At 63.8% G+C, this 19,270-nt stretch carries 12 protein-coding genes; 9 read left to right on the forward strand and 3 right to left on the reverse strand.

All coding sequences use genetic code 11. The annotated features are described in order from the left end of the window. Nucleotides 1-355: 355 nt before the first annotated feature. Entirely contained in the window at nucleotides 356-1,423 is a 1,068-nt protein-coding gene (locus ACFPB1_RS10720) for a phosphodiester glycosidase family protein (protein WP_379224913.1), read from the reverse strand. 10 nt (nucleotides 1,424-1,433) lie between these two features. Then, on the reverse strand, nucleotides 1,434-1,856 hold the full coding sequence (locus ACFPB1_RS10725; RefSeq protein ID WP_379224915.1) for a hypothetical protein: 423 nt from the start codon (nucleotides 1,854-1,856) through the stop codon (nucleotides 1,434-1,436). A 261-nt stretch (nucleotides 1,857-2,117) separates the two neighbouring features. Between ACFPB1_RS10725 and ACFPB1_RS10730 the strand changes: the two genes are divergently transcribed. The 9 genes from ACFPB1_RS10730 (at nucleotide 2,118) to ACFPB1_RS10770 (ending at nucleotide 18,369) form a co-directional block, all read left to right on the forward strand. Then, entirely contained in the window at nucleotides 2,118-3,947 is a 1,830-nt protein-coding gene (locus ACFPB1_RS10730; protein WP_379224917.1) for a sensor histidine kinase, read from the forward strand. Next, nucleotides 3,940-5,619, forward strand: coding sequence for a response regulator transcription factor (locus ACFPB1_RS10735; protein WP_379224919.1), 1,680 nt, complete (start codon nucleotides 3,940-3,942; stop codon nucleotides 5,617-5,619). The genes ACFPB1_RS10730 and ACFPB1_RS10735 overlap by 8 nt, the downstream gene beginning before the upstream one ends. Before the next feature lie 151 nt (nucleotides 5,620-5,770). Further along, the gene (locus ACFPB1_RS10740) at nucleotides 5,771-7,285 is read left to right on the forward strand and encodes an ABC transporter substrate-binding protein (protein WP_379224921.1); all 1,515 of its coding nucleotides are present in this window, start codon (nucleotides 5,771-5,773) and stop codon (nucleotides 7,283-7,285) included. A gap of 227 nt (nucleotides 7,286-7,512) precedes the next feature. Then, complete coding sequence (locus tag ACFPB1_RS10745; RefSeq protein ID WP_379224923.1) at nucleotides 7,513-8,448, forward strand: ABC transporter permease; 936 nt, start codon at nucleotides 7,513-7,515, stop codon at nucleotides 8,446-8,448. An 85-nt stretch (nucleotides 8,449-8,533) separates the two neighbouring features. After that, on the forward strand, nucleotides 8,534-9,448 hold the full coding sequence (locus tag ACFPB1_RS10750; RefSeq protein ID WP_379224925.1) for a carbohydrate ABC transporter permease: 915 nt from the start codon (nucleotides 8,534-8,536) through the stop codon (nucleotides 9,446-9,448). Nucleotides 9,449-9,710: 262 nt separating this feature from the next. Next, a complete protein-coding gene (locus ACFPB1_RS10755) occupies nucleotides 9,711-11,036 on the forward strand; it encodes a glycoside hydrolase family 125 protein (protein ID WP_379224927.1) in 1,326 nt (441 codons plus the stop codon). Then, nucleotides 11,029-14,211 (forward strand): beta-galactosidase, encoded by a 3,183-nt coding sequence (locus tag ACFPB1_RS10760; RefSeq protein ID WP_379224929.1) that lies wholly within the window; start codon nucleotides 11,029-11,031, stop codon nucleotides 14,209-14,211. The genes ACFPB1_RS10755 and ACFPB1_RS10760 overlap by 8 nt, the downstream gene beginning before the upstream one ends. Then, nucleotides 14,198-16,948, forward strand: a complete 2,751-nt coding sequence (locus tag ACFPB1_RS10765) for an alpha-mannosidase (RefSeq protein ID WP_379224931.1) — start codon at nucleotides 14,198-14,200, stop codon at nucleotides 16,946-16,948. Before ACFPB1_RS10760 ends, ACFPB1_RS10765 begins: the two co-directional genes overlap by 14 nt. A gap of 401 nt (nucleotides 16,949-17,349) precedes the next feature. Then, entirely contained in the window at nucleotides 17,350-18,369 is a 1,020-nt protein-coding gene (locus tag ACFPB1_RS10770; protein ID WP_379224933.1) for a cation diffusion facilitator family transporter, read from the forward strand. 185 nt (nucleotides 18,370-18,554) lie between these two features. Here ACFPB1_RS10770 and ACFPB1_RS10775 read toward each other — a convergent pair whose 3' ends face one another. Continuing rightward, nucleotides 18,555-19,172: a CGNR zinc finger domain-containing protein gene (locus ACFPB1_RS10775; RefSeq protein WP_379224935.1), complete on the reverse strand. Its 618-nt coding sequence runs from the start codon at nucleotides 19,170-19,172 to the stop codon at nucleotides 18,555-18,557. Between the last annotated feature and the right edge of the window lie 98 nt (nucleotides 19,173-19,270).

Here is a 19,270-nt window from a genome sequence, read left to right on the forward strand (position 1 = left end):
GTAAGCCCCGTCCCAGATAGCCCGGTCGCGCAAGCCCGGTCCCCAATGCGGACCGGGCTTTTTTTCGCGGCGTTCGCGCCGGACTCGCGGGCGAAGCGGCGCCGGGCTGGAAAAACGGGCATACTAGCCCATGTCTCGCAAAAACATCTCGCCTTCTCTTAAAAAGTCTCGCCTATCCGGTATCCGGCGTGCCGGCGGCCGCGGCCGCGCAAAAAAAGACCGGCGCTTGCGCGGCAAGCGGCCGGTCCCCGTGAAGCGCATATGAGGCCTAGATGCAGAATGAAGCGATAATGACAGGCGTCCCGGTCTCCTGGTCTCTCGTTAAGGCGAACGCCGCTCCCCGGCGCTTCCCGGGTTACTCGAAGAACAGGAAGTGCGTCGGCACCGGCCGCGGCCGGCCGTCCGACGGATGGTTCACGACACGGCCGTCGAACACGAGCGTCGACGAGCCGCCGCCGTCGAGGTTGTAGCCGTCGACGGCCCCGAAGCGCTGCAGCAGAATCTGCGCTTCGGCGAGCGTCGCGCCCGAGCTGCCGTTCTCGTTGCGTCCGTCGATGACGAGCAAGAGCAGTTGGTTGTCCTTGTAGTTGGCGATGATCGTCCGCGGCGCGCGCAGCGGGTTCGACTGCCACTTCGCGGGAATCGGCTGCGCGCGTCCGTTCTGCAGCAGCACCGGCACGAAGGAGGCGCCGAACCGCGGCTTCTCGCGGTCCAGCTGGTCCTCGCTCGCGTACTTGCCGCCGATCAGCTCCATCTTGTTGTTCATGCCGACGAAGAACAGGTCCTTGTACGACGGATCGAAGCCGTTCAGGTAGCTGCCGTTCATGACCGTGGTGCTGAGCGGATACCGCTTGCCGCCGTCATCCGCGAAGCCGCCGGCATTCACCCCGGCGATGGCGCCGTACCGCCTCGCGGCGGCGAGCGTCGTCTCGGCGCCGCCGTTCTTGTCCTGCCCGAGCACCATCTTCATCGCGTCCGGCGACTTCAGCTTGACCTTGAGCGCGTAGCCGGTGAAATGCTGCGCCCGTACGACGAACAGCTGCGCGCGGATGTTGTCCGAGTCGATCTGCTTCGCGGGCGCGCCGATCTTCCGCGTGATGCGGCGGTCGTAGATTTTGTACGGCCGGTCGGCCTGCGAATCGGCGAGCGTGACGATGGCGCCCATGCTTTCGTTCGTGGCCGCGTACAGCGCGATCGATTTCTTCAGCGACTTGGCGGTCGCGAGCGCCGTCTGCTTCGCCTGGTCGAGGCCGGCGGCCAGCTTGTCGGCGTTCGCCGCCGCGGGGGCCGCGGCCGGCTGCGGGAAGGCGTCGTCCGGCAGCGTGATGGACAGGTCCGCCGCGAGCAGCCAGACGACGAGCCCGATGAACGGGGCGCAGGTCAACAGGCAGAAGCGATTAATGTGTTTAACCGTTAACCTCATTCCGGCACCCTCATTTGAGCACGTCCAAGCTTTTCTGGAGCTCGGCCAGCTTCTTCTCGACCTCGCTCAGCTGCGTGAACAGCTTGTTGCTGTTGTCGGTCTTGGAGTTTGCGTTATCCTTCGTGAATTCCAGCAGCTCGTTCAAGGCGTCGACCTTGCCCTGCACCTTGCTCAGCTCGCCGGAGAATTGGGTTTGCATCTGCTTCAGCTGCGCATCGTAGTCGTGCTGCATGGCGGTGATCTGCCGCGAGGTCTGCTCGCCGATCTCCCGGGTCAGCTTGGCCTTCAGCTGGCCGGCGTACCAGACGGTGCCGGCTGCGCCGCAGCCGATGAGCAGCACCCATACCGCCAGGAACAGCGGAACGGACGGCTTCGAGCGGCGCGCGGTCCGTTCCGCCGTGCGCGGCGCCGTCGTCTCGATGTTCGTTTCCATGCGAATTCATCACTCCTTACCTTCTGACTGACTGAGGACTTAAGCTTGCGGGTCTAGCAAATTCGACAACCGCGTCTACCAATCGAACCCCTATTCTACCACAAAAGGGGTAGAAACGCGTAAACGCGGCGTGAAGGATCGGCAAACGCCGACAGGCCGCGGCGGCAGCCGGCGCGCGTGCCCGCCGAATAGGCGAGCCTTCGGACTTAATGGTATAATGGCCGCAAATCCCAACCATTCGCGAGAGAAGGGCAGCTGCGCGTGAGACTTCGGAAGATCTACGACAACTACATCCGCAACAACCTGTTCGTGAAAGTCATCCTCGTCTTCGCCGTCATCGTGAACCTGACGATCATCACGCTCTCCTATTTCCTCTTCACCCTCATGTCGGCGTCCGTCGTGAACGGGGAGCTGAGCAGCCAGAAGCAGGCGATGGAGCGGGTCAACCGTTACATGGAGCAGAAGTACGACTGGGTGCGGAACACGGTGCAGGATATCTACCGGAACAGCGCGCTTGCAAGCAACGCTTCGTATTTCCTGCAGCATTCGTACGGCGACTACGCGCAGTACCTGCTGGACCAGAACTACCCCGGCGGCAACGAAAGCGCGGTCGACATCCTCGGCTTCCTGTCCGACCGGATGGAGGCGGATGCCGACATACAGAACGTGCTGCTGTACAGCGCCGACATGCAGCAGCTGTACGCGTTCAACCGCAACGGGCCGCGCCGGCTGTATACGACCAATCCAATCCGGTCCTACATCCCGGAGATCATGGCGGCGGAAGGGCCGGTCGCGGCGACGCCGAACCTATGGATCCGCAAGCTGATCGGCCAGTGGAACCCGCAGCTGTATTCGATGCGCAGCCAGATCAACGACCGCAACTCGCTTAAGAACATCGGCCAGCTGCTCGTCTATTTCGACGCCGGCATGGTGAGCCGGTCGCTCGACCAGAGCCGGACGCCGCTCAAGGGCGAGATCGTCGTGGTAACGCCGGACGGGCAGGTGCTGTCCGATTCGGCGAACGGGTATTACGGCAAGCCGTTCCCGTACATGCGGCAGATCGGCTCCCTCAAGGACACCGTCATGCTGGACGAGCCCGCTTATATCAATACGCTAACGCAGAGCAAGGCCGGCTTCACCGTCGTCGGCATCACGCCGAAGCGCGTGATGGCCGAGGCCTACGCGGGGCTGAAGCGGACGATCATCCTGATCAGCACCGCCTGCATCATCGTCGCGGTCATCGTCCCGTCCGCGGTCATCTTCAGCATCGCGCGCCGGACGAACCGGATCGTCCACTTCATGCGCAAGGTCGAGGGCGGCGACCTGTCGGCCCGCCTGCAGGACGCCCGCGAGGACGAGCTCGGGCAGATCTCCCGGAGCTTCAACGATATGCTCGACGAGCTCGGACGGCATATCGACCGGGAGTACAAGGCGGAGCTGCGGCTCAAGCAGACGGAGCTGGCGGCGCTGCAGGCGCGGATCAACCCGCATTTCCTGTACAACACGCTCGAGGTCATCCGCATGCGGGCGGTGTCCCAGGGGGCGGCGGACGTCGGCGAGATGATCTACAGCCTGGCCGCGCTGTTCCGCAGCTCCGTCGACGCCAAGGCGGAGAGCACGCTCGGCGAGGAGCTGGAGATGTGCCGGCTGTATCTGGAGCTGTTCCGGATCCGGTACAAGGATAAATTCACGTACGCGATCAGCTGCGGCCGGGAGCTCGTGCCGGCGCCCGTGTCCAAGCTGCTGCTGCAGCCGATCGTGGAAAACTATATCCTGCACGGCCTCGACTCCCGGCGCAGGGACAACCGGCTGACGATCGAGGCCGCGCGGGAGGACGGCTTGATCGTCGTGCGCGTGCGCGACAACGGCAAGGGCATCGAGCCGGAGCGGCTGGCCGCCGTCATGCGCCGGCTGAAGGCGCCGGAGAACGAGGAGTCCCAATCCTTCGGGCTGCGCAGCGTGCACGAACGGATCGGCCTCGTGTACGGCCCTGGGTACGGTCTGTATCTCGAAAGCGCGCCGGGGAGGGGCACATCGGTGACGGTGAGCTGGCCCGCGGCGGAGTACGGAAAGGAAGCTGGCGATGTATAAAGTATTGCTTGTCGACGACGAGCCGTTCATCACGGAAGGGCTCAGCGACGCGGTGGACTGGTCGGCCTTCGGCCTCGAGGTCGTCGGCACGGCCGAAGACGGCGACGAAGCGCTGAGGCGGATCATCGAGGTATGCGTCGACCTGCTCATCACCGACATATCCATGCCGATCTTGACGGGACTCGAGCTGATTCGCCGGGCGCGCCTCATCCGGCCCCAGCTGAAGGTCATCATCCTGAGCGGCTACAACGAGTTCGATTACTTGAAGGAAGGCATGCGACTAGGCATCGAGAACTACCTGCTGAAGCCGATCCGCTTCGAGGAGCTGGAGGCGACGCTGGCCGACACGGTGCGCAAGCTGGACGCCGACAAGCCGATGCCGGTCTTCGGCGAGGATGAGATCGGCATCCTGCGCGACAACGTCCTGACGCGCTGGGCGAATGGGCGGATCGCGTTCCCGGAGCTGGCCGAACGCGCGGCGTTGCTCGGCATCGACCTGACGAAGCCGTTTGCGGCCTTCGCCATCGTCCGCTTCGGGCCGCCGGCGGGCGCCGGCACGGAACAGGGCGGCCCGGCCGGCGGCGCTGAGGGCAGCCTGGACGCCGGCGGCGGGGCGGGCGCCACACCAGCGGGCGCCGCTCCGCCGGGTGCCACCCCGGAGGGCGCCTACCGGCCCGGAGCCGTTCCGGCGTTCCCCATCCTCGCAGCGGATGCGGCGGCGCTGACGGCGGAAGGCGAAGCGGACGGGCTGTCATTCGTGCCGTTTCTGAACGAAGACGAAGACTTCACCGTCGCCTGCTGCTGCATAAACGGCGGAGAGGCGGATCATGCTAAGGTAGCGAAGTCGCTGGCGCGGCTGGCGGATCGCTGGGAACGCCGCGGGCTCGCGCCGCGCATCGCCCTCGGCGGGTTGGCGCCGGCCGCGGACGCCGCGGCCAGCTTCGCGCAGGCACGCAGGGCGCAGCAGTTCTTCCTCGTGCTGCCGGACAGGCGGCTGCTCGATTACGCCGCCATCTCGCGGGAGACGTCGGCCGTGCCGGCGGAATTGTTCGATTGGGACGCGTATGCCAAGCCGATCCTCGCCAAGGACAAGGACGAGCTGCAGGCCCGCATCGCGCGGGACTTCGCGGCGATCCGGACAGCGGGGGGCTTAAGTCCCGCAAGGGCGAGGGCCGCGGCGGTCGAGCTGATCATTCTCATGAAGATGGAAGTGGACAAGCTCGGCCGCGCGGACGCCGCGGAGCTGTTCCGGGACGTGCTCGACCGGGCGGCGGGCGCAATCGCGCTCGAGGATGTCGAGGGCGCCGTCCGGGCGGCGGCGTTCTTCGCGGCGGATTCGTTTGCCGGCGAGGACATGAGCCCCGTCATCAAGCAGGCGTTGCGCTACATCCACGAGCATTACGCGGAGGCGCTGACGCTGAAGTCGCTGGGCGGGCAGTTCCACATTCACCCGAATTATTTGGGGCAGCTCTTTCACAAACAAACGGGCGAGACGTTCACGGATTACCTGAACAAATACCGCATCGAGCGCGCGAAGGAGCTGCTGGCCGACAGCCGCCTCAAAGTGAATGAGATCGCGCGTCAGGTCGGCTATTGGGAAACGGGCTATTTTTACAAACAGTTCAAGAAGCATGTCGGCATGGTGCCGGGGGACTATAAGGAGCTGCTGTGACGCCGCCGGCGCCGCATGCGGTTCCTTTCTTTACTTTGTACACTTATTCTTTGTTTTCTATTATTTTTGAAAATGGTTTCATCTTCTAAGATGAAGAAGCACCAAGTCGCGACTAGGCTTCGACTCACAGACAAAAGGGAGGCAACACCAAATGGCATTGAAAAAGAAAACAGCGGCCGTCGGCCTCACGTCCGCCATGGCGGCGATGCTGCTGTTAAGCGCTTGCGGAAGCGGCGGCAACAACGGCAACGCGGGCTCTGGCAACGCGCCGGCGAACAATACGTCCGGATCCGGCAATGCAGGCGCCGCGCCGGTTGAACTGAACTGGTACACCATCGGCACGCCGCAGAAGGACGTCGACAAAGTCATGGAAGCGGTTAGCGCGTACACGAAGGACAAGATCGGCGCAACTGTAAAAATGACGATGATCGACTGGGGCGACTACAACCAGAAGATGCAGGTCCTGACGGCTTCCGGCGCGGACATGGACATCATGTTCACGGCCGCATGGGCGTTCGACTACGTGCAAAACGCGCGCAAAGGCGCGTTCGCTCCGATCGACGATCTGCTGAAGCAGTACGGCCAAGGCATCGTGGACACGCTGGACCCGGCGTTCCTGACGGGCTCCAAGGTTGACGGCAAGAACTACGGCGTACCGGCGAACAAGGAATTGCCGACGGCCGAAGTATGGCGCTTCAACAAGAACATCCTCGACGAGAACAAGCTGAGCATCACGGACGTGCGTTCCCTGGAAAGCCTCGAGCCGCTGCTCAAGACGGTCAAGCAAAACAACCCGGACGTGACGCCGCTGCAAGTGGACAAGAACTTCACGCCGTACATCCCGTACGACTACCTGATCGAGAAGTTCCCGCTGGCCGTGAAGCTGGGCGACTCGGGCTACAAGATCGTCAACGTCTTCGAAACGCCTGAAATGAAGCAAGCGCTCGAAACGATGCACAAATACTACCAAGCGGGCTACATCCCGACGGAAGCCGCGACGCTGGAATCGTCTTCGGACGTGCAAGCGACGGGCAAATGGTTCGCCGACAAGGCGACGACGCAGCCGTTCGCGGACAACGTATGGTCGACGAGCTACGGCTACCCGATCGTCTCGACGCCGATGAGCGACGCGCTGATCTACAACTCGTCCGTCATGGGCTCCATGCAGGCGATCTCCGCGAACTCGAAGCATAAAGAGAAAGCGATGCAATTCCTGAACCTGCTGAACACCGATCCGGTCCTCCGCAACATGGTCGACTCCGGCATCGAAGGCACGCACTACAAGAAGACCGAAGGCAACTATATGGAGAACCTGCCGGAGTCCAAGAACTACGACATGCCGACGTTCTCCCTGGGCAACATCATGATTACGTACCTGAACCCGGGCGACCCGGCGGACAAATGGGAACAGTTCAAGAAATACAACGACGCCGGCAAACCGGCCGCTCTGCTCGGCTTCAACTTCGATCCGACGAAGGTCTCGAGCGAAATCGCGGCCGTGCAGAACGCGAAAGAGTCGTTCTGGGCGCCGCTGATGACGGGTACGGTCGATCCGGACAAATACCTGCCGCAAGCGATCAAGAAGCTGAACGACGCGGGCCTCGGCAAAGTCATGGCCGAAGCGCAGGCGCAGCTCGACGCTTGGAAGGCGACGCAAGCCAAGTAAGCCGCTTATAGCACCGAAGGGCGAATGTTCGGCATTCGCCCTTTTTTTAGGATTGCGGACGCACGGGAGCGACAGTGCCCGGCGTTCCTGGATTCTAAGGCGGCGACGGCCGGCGCGGACGCTGCCATGCACAGCGGACCCGCCCGAATCGCCGGGGACGATACGAACAGCCGCAGGCCTTTCATGGCGCTGCGAACCGACTTCGCTAGAAAGGGTGGATGAACCCCATGAAAGCCTTAGGGCGCTTCTTCAGAGACATGAACCGCAATAAAGCCCTGCTCCTGATGGTGCTTCCGGCGACCATCTGGTTTCTTTTATTCTCGTATCTGCCGATGCTCGGCGCCATTATTTCGTTCAAGGAATACCGGATACACGGAGGGTTCCTGTCGAGCTTCATGCATAGCCGCTGGGTCGGCTTCGACAATTTCAAGTTCCTCTTCAGCACCGACGACGCGTACATCATTACCCGCAATACGCTGCTTTACAACATCGTGTTCATCTTCATCGGGCTTGTCCTGGCGGTCGCCATGGCGGTCATTCTCTCCGAAATCGCAAACAAAAAGCTGGCGAAATGGTACCAGACCGGCATGTTCATGCCGTACTTCCTGTCCTGGGTCATTGTCAGTTATTTCGTATATAGCTTCCTCAGCTTCGACCGCGGCGTGATCAACAAAATCGCGCTCGGACTCGGCATGGATCCGCAGCAGTGGTACTCCGAGCCGAAATACTGGCCGTTCATCCTCATCCTCGTGTTCCTGTGGAAGTCGCTCGGCTACAACAGCGTCGTCTACCTGGCGGCCATCCTGGGCATTGACAAGTCCCTGTACGAAGCAGCCATGATCGACGGCGCGAACAAGTGGCAGCAGATCCGCAATGTCACGCTGCCGATGCTGGCGCCGCTCATGACGATCCTGACGCTGCTCGCGATCGGCCGCATTTTCTACGCGGACTTCGGCTTGTTCTACCAAGTACCCCGCGACTCGGGAACGCTCTACAGCGTCACGAACGTTATCGATACGTACGTCTACCGCGGCCTGAAAACGACCGGCGAAATCGGCATGAGCACCGCGGCCGGCCTGTACCAGTCGTTCGTCGGCTTCGTGCTCGTCATCACGTCCAACTACATCGTCCGCCGGTTCAACAAGGATAACGCGTTGTTTTAAGACGATTGGTTTGCGTTCACTGTCGGAGACAGGGAATGCAGCATTCGTCCGCTTCGTAAGCAATTAGGCAGAAAGGAGCATCATCATGGCATCCCTTACGAAATCCAAGGACTTCCACCGGCTTACGCCCGCGTGGAACGTCGTGTTCAATCTCCTCGCCGGCCTGTTCTCGCTGGCTTGCGTGTTTCCGTTCCTGCTCGTCATGATCGTCTCGTTCACGGACGAGAAGACGCTGGCGCGCGACGGGTATTCGCTGTTTCCTAAGAAATGGAGCGTCGAGGCCTACAATTACCTGTTCAAGGCGGGCGACCAATTGCTGCGCTCGTACGGCGTCACGATCCTCATTACGGTCGTCGGCACGGCGATCAGCCTCGCGATGATCTCGTTCTTCGCGTACGCGATCTCGCGCAAAAGCTTCAAATACCGCAAGTTCTTCTCGTTCATGGCGTTCTTCACGATGCTGTTCAACGGCGGCCTCGTGCCGTCCTACATCGTGACGACGCAGTTTCTCCACCTGGGGGATACGCTCTGGGCGCTAATTCTGCCCATGGCCGTCAACGCGTTCTACATCATGATCATGCGGACGTTCTTCGCAACGATGATCCCGGACGCGATCATCGAGTCGGGCAAGATCGACGGCGCCGGCGAGTTCGGCATTTTCTTCCGGCTGATCATTCCGCTCGCGCTGCCGGGCCTCGCGACGATCGCGCTGTTCAGCGTGCTCGGCTATTGGAACGACTGGTTCAACGCCCAGCTGTACATCGAGAATCCGGACCTCGTGCCGCTGCAGTCGATGCTGATGCGGATCGAGAACAGCATGCAGTTCATTCTGGCCAACTCGAACAACACATCGCTCGGCGTGGGCGTGCTGCAGTCGATGCCGCAGGATACGTCGCGGATGGCGATGGTCGTCCTCGCAACCGGCCCGATCGTCCTCGCGTATCCGTTCTTCCAGCGTTATTTCGTCCAAGGCTTGACGGTCGGCGCAGTGAAGGAATAAGGCGTTCCGCGCCGAATGATTAATAGGGATAAATGATTATAAGGATATACAGATTACCGAAGGTCCACAGACCGCGAACCGGAACGATTCGCGAAGCCAATGGTTGACGGCATGAAGGACTGGCAGGCGGGAGCCTTGCGCGGGAACGCGCAAGGCTCGCCGTTTGCCGCCGGAGCCGCACATCCGCGCGATCGCGGGCTGCGCCGCGCCTAGCGCCGGCCGAGCCACGACCCGAGTACTGACAAAAAGGGGAAAACCGACCATGGAACAATTCAGACTGCCCAAAATCGACATGCCGCATCTTCCGCTGCCTCAGGCGGTGCGGGACGTGCTGGCGGAAGCGGAGACGCGGCTGGCGCACCGGCCGAAGCTGCTGCAGCTGTTCAAGAACTGCTTCCCGAACACGCTCGAGACGACGACGAAGCTGCAGGACGACGGCACGACCTTCGTCATCACCGGCGACATCCCGGCCATGTGGCTGCGCGATTCCGTCGAGCAGGTCATCCACTACGTGCCGCTGGCCAAGGACGACGCGGACTTGCGGCGCATCATCGCCGGCTTGATCAAGCTGCATATGCGCTACATCGTCATCGACCCGTACGCCAACGCGTTCAACGAAATGGCGAATGACTGGCACTGGAACACCGACGACAAGACGGACATGTCGCCATGGGTCTGGGAGCGCAAGTTCGAGCTCGACTCCATCTGCTTCTCCATGCGCCTCGCGTTCGCGTATTGGAAGGAAACGGGCCGCGCGGACATCTTCGACGCCGACTTCAAAGTCGCGATGCGCGCCGCGGTCGACCTGTGGAAGCGGGAGCAGCGCCATTTCGAGCGCTCGCCGTACCGCTTCGAGCGGGATAACGGCATCATGACGGATTCCCTGCAGAACGAGGGCCTCGGCATGCCGGTCAACTATACGGGCATGGTCTGGTCCGGCTTCCGGCCGAGCGACGACGCGTGCGACTTCCACTACAACATTCCGGACAACATGTTCGCCGTCGTGACGCTCCGCCAGATGCGCGAGATCGCCGAGTTCGTGTTCCGCGACCTGTCGTTCGAGCGGGAGATGGCTAAGCTCGAGCGGGAGATCGACCACGGCATCCAGCTGTACGGCATCTACCGCCATCCGGAGTTCGGCCCGATCTACGCGTACGAGACCGACGGCTTCGGCAACTACTGCCTGGCGGACGACGCCGGCACGCCCGGCTTGGTCTCGATTCCGTACCTCGGCTATACAGACTTGAACGATCCGGTGTACCAAAACACGCGCCGGTTCGCGCTCAGCTTCGAAAATCCGTTCTACTACGAAGGCACGGCGGCGAAGGGCATCGGCAGCCCGCACACGCCGCCGGGCTACATCTGGCACATGGCGCTGTCGATGCAGGGCTTGACCGCGTCGACGGACGACGAGAAGCTCGCGATGATCGCGGCGCTCGAAGCGACGGACGCCGATACGGGCTTCATGCACGAAGGGTTCCACGCAGACGATCCGGCCGTATTCACGCGCAAATGGTTCGCCTGGTCCAACAGCTTGTTCTCCCAGCTTGTCTATAAATCGATGAAAGCAGGGCTGCTCGATGCCTAATTCGACGATTATTTTCCATGATGGCGCCTTCCCAGGCGCCTCTGCCGTAGGCGGGGCCGAGCTTGAGCGGCTGCGCGCGGCCGGCGAGGTCTGCGGCGCGGACGAGCTCGCGGCCCGTCTCGAAGGCGCGGAAGGCGGCGTGTTCGTCACGCTGCACGCGCCTTATTTTCCCGTCGCGGCCTGGGAAGCGCTGGTCGGCTTCCTGAAGCGCGGCGGCGGCCTGGTCAGCGCGGGCGGCGCGCCGTTCCGCGTGCCGGTGCGCAAGGAAGCCGGCTCATGGCTCGCCGGTCCGGAGCAGACGGCGTATCACCGGCAGCTGCGCATCCACGAGATGCTGCCGGTCGCCGCGGCGCCGGTCAAGGAATACGCCGCGTCGGCGGATATTCCGCTGTTCCGCGGCCGGGAAGCGCTGCTCCCCGTCGCGGACACGTGGAACCTCGTGCCGCATGTGACGAAGGCGAGCGACCTGCCGCATCAGATGGGCTCGGCCGGTCCGATGGACGCGCATATCCACGCGCTGCTGAAGGGCGTCTCGGCCGAAGGCCGCGAGGTGGCGGCGCCGGCGGTGCTGTGGGAGAACACGAAGGGCGATTTCGCCGGCGGCCGCTGGCTGTTCGTGAACCAGCCGCTCGGCGACGACTTCTTCGCGCGCGGCGGCGCGGACGCGCTGCTCGACTGGGCGGCGTTCTGCGCCGCGGGCGTGACGGAGCTGTGGCTGAAGCCGGGCTACGCGTCGTATGAGCCGCATGAGCGGCCGATGCTGACGCTGCAGGCGCAGAAGCTGGGCCGCTCCGGCGCGGACGCCGGTTCGGGCGCGTCCGGCGCGAAGACGAGATGGACGTTCGATATTAAGGTCCGCCGCCGCGGGGACAGCGCGATTACGTTCGCGTACCGCCACGAGGCGGAGGTCGGCGCGGCGCTCGAGCTGAAGCGCATCCCGCTGCTCGGCGACGTTCGCCCGGGCTTCTACGAGGTGGACTGCGTCGCGGCGTCGGCGGACGGCGAGACGCGCCTGCTGCGCCAAGGCTTCTGGGGCGCGGACGAGGCGCTGCTGCGCGAAGGCGCGCCGCTGAAGCGCGGCCGCGATTACTTCGAGAAGGACGGCCGGCCGATGCCGGTCGTCGGTATGACCTATATGACGAGCGACGTCGCGCGCAAATTCCTGTTCCTGCCGAACGCGGCGGTCTGGGACCGCGACATGGCGCAGATGCGCAAGGCCGGCATCAACTGGATCCGCACGGGCGTCTGGACGGCGTACCGCAACATCATGCAGGTGGACGGCCATGCGTCGGAGGAAGTGCTGCGCTCGATCGACGCGTTCTTCCTGACCGCGAAGAAGCACGGGCTGCACGTGACGTTCACGTTCTTCTCCTTCACGCCGGAGACGTGGGAAGGGGTCAATCCGTACCTCGACCCGCGCAGCGTGGAAGCGCAGAAGCGGTTCATCCGCTCCATCGTCAGCCGCCACCGCGAGACGACGAACGTCGATTGGGACTTGATCAACGAGCCGTCGATGTTCGATCCGGCGCGCATTTTCTCCGCCGGGCCGCGCTCGAGCCGCGACCGCTTCGAGCGGGAGGCGTACGCCGCCTGGCTGGCGGAGCGCCACGGCACGGTCGAGGCGCTGCGCGAGCGCTGGGGCATGACCCCGGGCGAGCTGCCGGACTTCGCCGCAGCCGCGGTTCCGGAGCCGGAGGAGATCAACTTCGACGTGCAGGACATGCATCAGGGCAAGCGGGGCACGCGCTGGCTGGACTACGCGCTGTTCTCGATGGACATGCACAACCGCTGGGCGAACCAGCTGGTCTGCGCGATCAAGGAAGGCAATCCGTCGCAGCTCGTGACGGTCGGCCAGGACGAGGCGCTCGGCGCGCAGCGTCCGTCGCCGTTCTTTTACGGGGAAGCGGTGGACTACACGACCGTCCATTCCTGGTGGCTGAACGACAACCTGCTCTGGGACGGCATCTTCGCCAAGACGGCGGACAAGCCGAACGTGGTGCAGGAGACGGGCATCATGTACGTCGAGACGCCGGCCGGCTTCGCGAAGCGGTCGGAGGAAGAGCTGCGCGCGATGCTGGAGCGCAAGTACGCCTACGCGTTCGCGGCAGGCGGCGCCGGGGCCGTGCAGTGGATCTGGAATACGAACTTCTACATGGACAACGCGAACGAATCCCACATCGGCGCGCTGCGCGCGGACGGGACGGAGAAGCCGGAGGCGGACGTGTCGTACCGGTTCGGCAGCTTCATGGACGAGATCCGCGACCTGTTCCGGGAGCGGGCGCTGGAGGACGTCGCCGTCGTGTACCCGTACTCCAACGACTTCTCGAACCGCAAGCTGGCGTTCGACGCGACGACGCGCCTGACGCGCGTGCTGGCGTACGAGCTGAAGGTGCCGTTCCGCGGCGTGTCCGAGTACGATCTGGCGCCGCTGGAGGCGGACCCGGCCAAGCTGATCTTCGTGCCGTCGGCGCATAACTTCGACGACGAGGCGTTCGCGCGGCTGCTCGGCATCGTGGACGCGACGGGCGCAACGCTGGTGTTCACGGGGCCGCTCGGCCTCGATGCGTACTGGCGCGAGACCGATCGGCTGACGGACGCGTTCGGCGAGCGGAAGCTCGGCAACGTCGTGCGCGAAGAGCGTCTCGCGATCGGCGGGAAGTCCTATCCGGTCTCGTACGGCCGCCGGCGCATCGCCGAGCTGTTCAAGGAGACCGCCTGCGGCCGCGGCGACGGCCCGGCGGGCGCGGACCGCGTGCTGGAAGCGGCGTACGGCAAGGGCCGGATGATCTGGAGCCCGCTGCCGCTCGAGCTGAACGAGCGCGACGAGCCGATCGCGGCGCTGTACGCGCATGCGCTGGCCGCGTCCGGCGCCCGGCGGGAGCTGGAGTGGATCAAGGGCGGCGACCTCGCCGGCGTCTACGGCCGGAGCCTCCGGTTCAAGGACGGGGAGCTGTTCGTGTTCGTGTCCGAATACGCGCACGACGCGCAGGTCGAAGTGAAATCCGCCGCGACGGGCGCCTCTTATTCGTTCGTGCTGGAGCGGGAGCGCGCGGTGCTGTTCGCCGCTGACCGCGACGGCCGCGTGACGGCGGTGTACCGGCCGGACGAAGTGGACGTGCTGGCCCTGCCGGCGGATTTGGAATCGAAGGGAGACGATCGCCTTGGCGAACGCTGACAATAGAAGAACGGCTCATATCATCTCGCACACGCATTGGGACCGCGAATGGTATCTGCCTTACGAGAAGCACCACGTGCGCCTGATCTCGCTGATGGACACTCTGATGGACACGCTTGAGCGCGACAGCGAGTACCGCAGCTTCTACCTCGACGGACAGACGATCATCCTCGAGGATTACCTGCAGGTGCGGCCCGAGCGCCGCGAACGGCTGGAGCACTGGATCCGCGAGGGACGCATTCACATCGGTCCGTGGTACGTGCTGCAGGACGCGTTCCTGACGAGCAGCGAGGCGAACGTGCGGAATCTGCAGATCGGCCACCAGGACGCCGCGCATTACGGCACGATCGCGAAGATCGGGTACTTCCCCGACACGTTTGGCAACATCGGCCAGGCGCCGCAGCTCATGAAGCAGGCGGGCATCGACAACGCGGTGTTCGGCCGCGGCGTCAAGCCGACGGGCTTCAACAACATGGTGTCGGACGCGGCGTACGAGTCGTCCTTCTCGGAGCTGATCTGGGAAGGGCCGGACGGCTCGCGCGTCCTCGGCATCCTGTTCGCCAACTGGTACAGCAACGGCAACGAAGTGCCGACGGACGAAGCGGAAGCGAAGGCCTATTGGGACCGCAAGCTGTCCGACGCCGGCAAGTACGCCTCGACGGGCCAGCTGCTGTTCATGAACGGCTGCGATCACCAGCCGATCCAGACGGACCTGCCGGAAGCGATCCGCGTCGCGGGCAAGCTGTTCCCGGACACGGACTTCGTGCACTCGAACTTCCCGGATTACCTGGCGTCGCTGAAGGCGTCGCTTGCGGACAAGCAGCTGTCGGTCGTGCGCGGCGAGCTGCGCAGCCAGCGGACGGACGGCTGGTCGACGCTCGTCAACACGGCGTCCGCGCGCGTGTACCTGAAGCAGATGAACCAAGTCGGCCAGACGATCCTCGAGAAAGTCGCCGAGCCGCTCGCGGCGTTCGCGCACGCGGCCGGCAAAGCCCAATACCCGCATCACCTGCTGAAGTACGCATGGAAGACGCTCATGCAGAACCACCCGCACGACAGCATCTGCGGCTGCAGCGTCGACGAAGTGCACCGCGAGATGGTCACGCGGTTCGATAAGAGCCGCCACGTCGCCGAGACGATCGTCGACGACAGCAAGCACGCGCTGGCCGGCGCCGTCGACACGAGCATGTTCGCGCGGCACGGCCGGGACGCGCTGCCGCTCGTCGTGTTCAACACGACGGGCTGGGCGAAGAGCGGCGCCGTGACGGTCGAGCTCGACGTCGCGCGCGTCTACTACCGCGAAGGCATCGCGTCGAGCGAGATGATTCGCATGATGAAGGAATACCGCATCGGCGAGCGAACGCTCGTGGACGCGGACGGCACCGCCGTGGCCTATACGATGGAGGACCTGGGCCTGCAGTTCGACTACGACCTGCCGGACGACAAGTTCCGCCAGCCGTACTGGGCGCGCCGCGTGCGGCTGACGTTCGAGGCGGCCGGCGTGCCGGCGCTCGGGCTGAAGTCGTACGCCTGGGTGAACGGCGCGGCCGGTGCCGCGCCGGCGCCGTCCCTCGTGGCGGGCCCGCGCGCGCTCGCGAACGCGAACCTGCGCGTCGAGATCGCGGAGGACGGGACGCTCGCGGTGACGGACCTCGCGACCGGACGCGTATACCGCGATCTGCTTATCTACGAGGATGCCGGCGACATCGGCAACGAATACATGTTCAAGCAGCCGGACGGCGAGCCGGCGCTGACGACGAAAGGGCTCGCGGCGAGCATCCGCGTCGTCGAGGACACACCGTACCGCGCGGCGTTCGAGATCGTGCACGAGTGGGCGATCCCGGCGTCGGCGGACGAGCTGTTCGAGCAGGAGAAGCGGGAAGCCGTCTACTATCCGGAGCGCAAGGCCGGCCGGTCGAAAACGCTCGTGCCGTTCACGATCCGCACCGTCGTCAGCCTGGAGCGTTCCGGTCAGGGCGTCGGCGTCCGCACGACGTTCGACAACCGGGCGAAGGACCACCGCGTGCGCGCGCTGTTCCCGACCGACCTCGCGGCGTCCGTGCACCGGGCCGACGCGATCTTCGAGGTGGCGGTCCGCGACAACAAGCCGGCCGCCGAGTGGGAGAACCCGAGCAACGCGCAGCATCAGCAGGCGTTCGCGGACGTCAGCGACGGCGCGCACGGGCTTACGATCGCGAACAAGGGCTTGAACGAGTACGAGGTGCTGCGCGACGGGCGCAACACGATCGCGGTCACGCTGCTGCGCGCCGTCGCCGAGCTCGGCGACTGGGGCGTCTTCCCGACGCCGGAGGCGCAGTGCCTCGGCGAGCACACGGCCGAGCTGCTGATCCTGCCGCACCGCGGCGACGGGGCGGCATCGGGCGCGTTCGCGGCCGCGTACCAATTCCAGACGCCGTGGACGGCCGTGCAGACGGGCGTGCACGACGGCACGCTCGCGCCGGAGCACGCGTTCCTGGCGTGGGACGGCGAAGGCGTCGCGTTCTCGTCGGTGAAGATCGCCGAGGAAGGCGACCTCATGCTGCGCTGGTTCAACATGCGGCCGGAAGCGGCGGCGCTGCGCGTGCGGCCGCATGTCGGCCCGGTCGCCGCGGCGTATGCGAGCGATGTGCTCGAGCGCGCCGGCGAGCGGCTCGCGGTCTCGGACGCGAACGGGACGTTCGCGGCGGACCTCGGCCCGTGCGAGATTTACACGGCGGGCCTTACGATCGCGCCGTAAGCTGAGGGCATGAACCGTTAACAGTGTGAATGATAAACGTGAAGAAAGGGATGGGTCGGCATTTGCCGGCCCATCCCTTTTTTGCGGCTTGCGCGCCAGGCCGCGTGCCATAGCCGGCCCGGCTTCCAAGGGCACCGCCCTCGCGGTATCGCGGCGCGCATGCGCTCGCCATTCGGTACGGAATCGCACCTCGCGCCGTAGATTCGCGCCATGCGATCACGCATGGTATAACGGCCCGGGAAATGGCAAATGCTTGAATGCCGAGCCTCCCTATGCTACACTCTATATATGAATAGTTGCTCATATATTAAATATTTCGGCATTGACGACGAGTGCGTACTGACGCTGTTCGAGACGGGCCTCGCCCACGCGTCGCATCAAGCGTAAAGGAGAATCCGCAGATGAGCCACAGTCATTCCCATGCCCACGGGCACGGCCATGGACACAGCCACGGGCACAGCCATGGCCACGGCGACGTCTTTCACTCGCATGCGCCGATCGGCAAAATGAAACAGGCGTTCTTCCTCAGCTTCATCATCCTCGCGGTGGAGGTTATCGGGGGCTTGATCTCGCACAGCCTAGCGCTGCTGTCGGACGCCGGCCACGTCCTGACCGACATCGCGGCGATCGGCTTGTCCTGGTACGCGATGAAGCAGTCGCTCAAGGCGCCGTCCGAGGGCTACACGTTCGGCTATCACCGCTCGGGCATTCTCGCGGCGTTCATCAACGCGGTCTCGCTCATCCTGATCGCATTCGTCATCCTGTGGGAGGCAATCCAGCGGTTCCAGTCCCCGCAGGAGGTCGGGAGCGCGTGGATGTTCATCGGCGCCGGCGTCGGGCTCGTCATGAACCTGTACCTCGGGCTCGGCCTCAGCAAGGAGGACAACGTCAACGTCAAGAGCGCGGTGCTTCACATGCTCGGCGACGCGGCGGCTTCGGCGGGGGTCATCGTGGGCGGGCTCGTGATTCATTTCACGGGCTGGTACGTCGTTGATCCGATCCTGAGCGTCCTGATCGCCTTCCTGATCGCCTACGGCGCGATCGGCCTCGTCCGCGACACGATCCGCATCCTCATGGAGGCGACGCCCAAGGACGTCGACTTGAAGAAAGTGGCGGAGGCGATTCAAGGCGTGGACGGCGTTCGCGGCGTGCACGACCTGCACGTGTGGAGCATCACGAGCGGCAAAAACGCGCTCAGCTGCCACGTCACGCTGGACGGCGCGGTCACGATCGGCGGCAGCCAGGCGATGCTCCGGGAGATCGAGCACCGGCTGCTGCATCTCGGCATCGGCCACTGCACGGTGCAGATGGAGGACGACGGGCATCCCCACACCGAGACGATGCTATGCGACGGCTCGCAGCCGGCGCACGACCATCATCATGCCCGCGCCGCGGAGACCGCTCACGGCCATGCGCATTAAGCGCCCGGGCGCGTTCGGGAGGTTCGGCGTAATTCCGCATCCGGCGCCGCGCGCTATCAAGGGAAGACATCTCAACCCGGTTGAGGTGTCTTTTTTTGGTTATAGGCGGAAGGCAGCCTAAGCAAGGCTGATTGCGTACGAGGAGATACATAGGGGAGGGGGAGATTTCCAAGCGGCGAACGGGGTCACTTTCCCTTTTGGTGAAATCGCCGCGCTTTGGCGCGATTGCCGCAATCGGCCATCGAGCACCAGCGGCGGCTCCGGTTCCGGCTCGTATCGAGAAATAACCATCCGCAAGGATCGCCCTCGCATTGTTTGACCCGCGTCAGATCGCTGCTGGATACGAGCAGCTCTACGGCGGATTGCAGGATCGGCGCAAGCATGGCGTTTAGATTGTGCTCGGCATGCCCGAACTTCAACGCGAAGCGGCCCGTTTCATTTTCATGGATGACCTGCAGCGTTCGGTAGAAGCGGCTCACCGATTCGTTGAATCGCTTCAGGTCTGTCGTGTGCGGCGAGGTTTCCTGCGCAACGGATTTGAAGATGCGATACATGGTTTCCCGCATGTCGATCGCTTGCTTCAGAACCGCCTCCGCTTCGGCCGGCGTCTCCTCGGCCCCAGCAAGCAGCGTTTCGGCTTGGCGTCCGGTTAAGACGCCGGCATGGACGCACCAGTCGGCCAATTCGGCGTAATTCGTAAACCAGTCCCGTCTTTTATCGGTACTTTCCCGCCAGCTGACCGTATTGATGAAATCCATGCACAACCGTTCTCCGACCATCATATAAGGGTTCGTTTCCGACATGATCATAGCTCCTTTACTCTAACCATCATAATGCATATTGACAGTTAAATCCAATGCGGTTATGATTTAACCGTCTACAGCGGTTTTGATGGTTAAAA

Source organism: Paenibacillus sp. GCM10023250, from assembly GCF_042653205.1.
Taxonomy (GTDB): domain Bacteria; phylum Bacillota; class Bacilli; order Paenibacillales; family Paenibacillaceae; genus Paenibacillus_Z.